3 protein-coding genes are annotated in these 2745 nt (G+C 64.2%); 2 read left to right on the plus strand and 1 reads right to left on the minus strand.

Annotated features, from left to right (window positions below; genetic code table 11):
- On the plus strand, positions 1–682 hold a 682-nt coding region (locus tag ENZ75_RS27590; RefSeq protein ID WP_128278463.1), incomplete at its 5' end, for a nicotinate-nucleotide--dimethylbenzimidazole phosphoribosyltransferase.
- An 11-nt stretch (positions 683–693) separates the two neighbouring features.
- Here the strand turns inward: ENZ75_RS27590 and ENZ75_RS27595 are convergent.
- A complete protein-coding gene (locus ENZ75_RS27595) occupies positions 694–2214 on the minus strand; it encodes a HAMP domain-containing sensor histidine kinase (RefSeq protein WP_063167986.1) in 1521 nt (506 codons plus the stop codon).
- A gap of 75 nt (positions 2215–2289) precedes the next feature.
- Between ENZ75_RS27595 and ENZ75_RS27600 the strand changes: the two genes are divergently transcribed.
- The coding region (locus ENZ75_RS27600) for a thermonuclease family protein (protein ID WP_164888046.1) at positions 2290–2745 on the plus strand (456 nt) is incomplete at its 3' end.

Here is a 2745-nt window from a genome sequence, read left to right on the forward strand (position 1 = left end):
GATCTGCATTGCCTACGATCTCGGGCTTAAGGTTTTCGATCTTGCCCTGCACATCCCGACCGCCGACATCACCGAAGAGGCCGCGCTTGACGAGCGTGGCTGTGCCGCCACCATGGCCTTCGGCATGGAAGCGATCGCCGGCGGCACCGATCTTTTGTGTCTCGGCGATCTCGGCGTCGGCAACTCCACCGTCGCCGCCACCCTGTTTGCGGCGCTGTTCGGGGGCGGGGGCGCCGACTGGGCCGGCCCGGGGTCAGGCGCCGATACGGCGATGCAGGCACGCAAGGCGGACGTGGTCGATGCGGCGCTGGCTTTTCATGGCGGCCATCTCGGCGACCCGCTCGAGGCGCTGCGCCGGGTCGGCGGCCGGGAATTCGCGGCGATCGCCGGTGCCATTCTGGCCGCGCGGATGCAGAAGATCCCGGTGCTGCTCGACGGATTGGCGGCGACGGCAGCCGCAGCGGTACTGCATGGCGTCAATCCCGCCGCGCTCGACCATTGCCTGCTGGCCAGCCTGTCGCCGGAACCCGCGCATGCACGCGCCGCCCAACGGCTCGGCTTGCGCCCGTTGCTTGATCTGGGCATCAGCCATGGCGAAGGGGCAGGGGCCGCCCTTGCAGCGGGTCTGGTCAAGGCCGCCGCGCTGACCAGTTCGGGCATGGCTGCGGCGGTACGCGGTTAGGGCTTGAGGTATTACCGCCGTCGAGCCGCCACCGCCGCGGTCGGCAATGCTGGCAATTCCTCCATCACCCGGCTCAGCGGGAAGATGGCGATCGCCTCGGTGCCTTCGCGCAGCTTGGAATGAAGTTCGAACTCGCCGCCATGCATTGCGAGCAGCCCTTGCACGATCGGCAGGCCAAGCCCGGTGCCTTGCTCGGCGCTCTTGATGGCGATGGAGCCCTGGCCGAAGGCGGAAAGCACGATCGGGATCTCATCTTCCGGTATGCCCGGGCCATTGTCCTTGATCGAAATGTATTGTCCGCCGCCCGCCGTCCAACCGACACGGACGCGGATTTCGCCGCCGGTGGCGGTGAATTTTATCGCGTTCGACAGAAGGTTGAGCGTGATCTGCCGCACGGCCCGTTCATCGGCGAACAGCCGAGGCAGCTCGTGCTCGAAATCCTGGACGACACGGATATCCTTGTTGCGCGCTCTCAACTCCATCATGTGACAGCAGTCCTCGACGATACCAAGCAGCATCACCGGCTCTTCATTGAGCTGGTAGCGGCCGGCCTCGATGCGTGACAGGTCGAGAATCTCGTTGATCAGGTCGAGCAGATGCTGGCCGGATTCGTGCACGTCATGGGCGTAGTCACGATAGGTGGGATTGCTCATCGGTCCCAGCACCTCGTTCGACATCACCTCGGAAAAACCGAGAATGGCGTTGAGCGGCGTGCGCAATTCGTGGCTCATCGAGGCGAGGAACCGCGATTTCGCCAGATTAGCGTCCTCGGCCCGCCGCCGCGCTTCGTCCGACATCGATTTCGCCGTCTCCAGTTCGGCGATCAGCGCATCCTTTTCGGAGCGGAACGACAGCATCATCAGGGACGAGTGGTTCAGATGACGGGCCACATAGGCGAAAAACGGCAGCGACACGACCAGCAGCGCGGCCATGATCGCCTCGACCGGCATCCATAGCTTGGCGCCGGCATAGGCGTAGAGCGCCACGGGAACGGCAAAGGTCGCCAGCAGCGCGCCCCGCAGAGACGAGGTCATCACCGCGGTCGCCGCCATGGCGAACAACAGCACCACGGCCTTGACGATGTGGAACGGATCGACCTCGCAGACGCTGCAGCCAAGCCACACGAACCAAGCCCAGCCGAGACCGCACAGGAAATGGCCGATCAGGAATTCCCGCCGTGCTTGCAAAGGGTTGAGCTCGGAAGCTTCAGTGCGCTCGATGCGCCGCGCCATGACGGCAACGATAGTGTAGCAGGTTAGCGTGAACAGCGCCCAAAGCCCGATCTCATTGCCGATTCCGGCCAGCCGGCCACCCGCGGCAATCGCCAGCACGAGAAGCGGGATGGCGATGGCGCCGCTTGTCATCGCTCGGGCATGCAGCTTCAGCAGTTCGCGATCGAAATCGGGATTGCCGGCCTGCTGCGAAAGACGGTCACGCGTCTTGCGCACCGCGCGCGCGACATCGCTGTTGCGATGGCGTTTCCTGCGGTCCACAATGAACTTGTCCGCTGTGTTCGAGCGTTGCAAGGGCATCAAAACTTCAATTTATGCGAGCAGCGGTTTCCAAGTGTTAAGCTACGTTCGAATGATTAACCAACCGTTTGCCATATGAGCCGTTCATGGTCGCCGAGGCCGCGCCGGCGATACGTTGCGCGCCCCAGAAGCCTGTGGCGCCGGCTGGTGGATTACGGGCTTGCCGTCATCATCCTCGGACTGCTGATCCTGCTGGCGGCCCGCCTCGACCGGGTGGAGACACGCAAGACGCAAGGCGTGGCAATCATCAACGACGGCGATTCGATCACGCTTGGCACCGAGCGTATCCGCATGCGCGGCATCGATGCTCCGGAATATACGCAGACCTGCCGCAAGAACGGCGCGGACTATTCCTGCGGCACGCTTGCGCGTCAGTCGCTCGTTCGCCTGATCGCCGGCAAGCCCGTCTCTTGTACCGGCTGGCAGCGTGATCGTTATGGCCGGCTGCTCGGCGACTGCACCGCCGGCGGCAAGGATCTCAACCGCGCGCAGGTCGAGGCGGGCTGGGCGGTTTCCTATGGCGACTTCGAG

Origin of the sequence: Mesorhizobium sp. M7A.F.Ca.CA.002.04.1.1 (genome assembly GCF_004022805.1) — a bacterium.
Classification (GTDB): Bacteria; Pseudomonadota; Alphaproteobacteria; order Rhizobiales; family Rhizobiaceae; genus Mesorhizobium; species Mesorhizobium ciceri.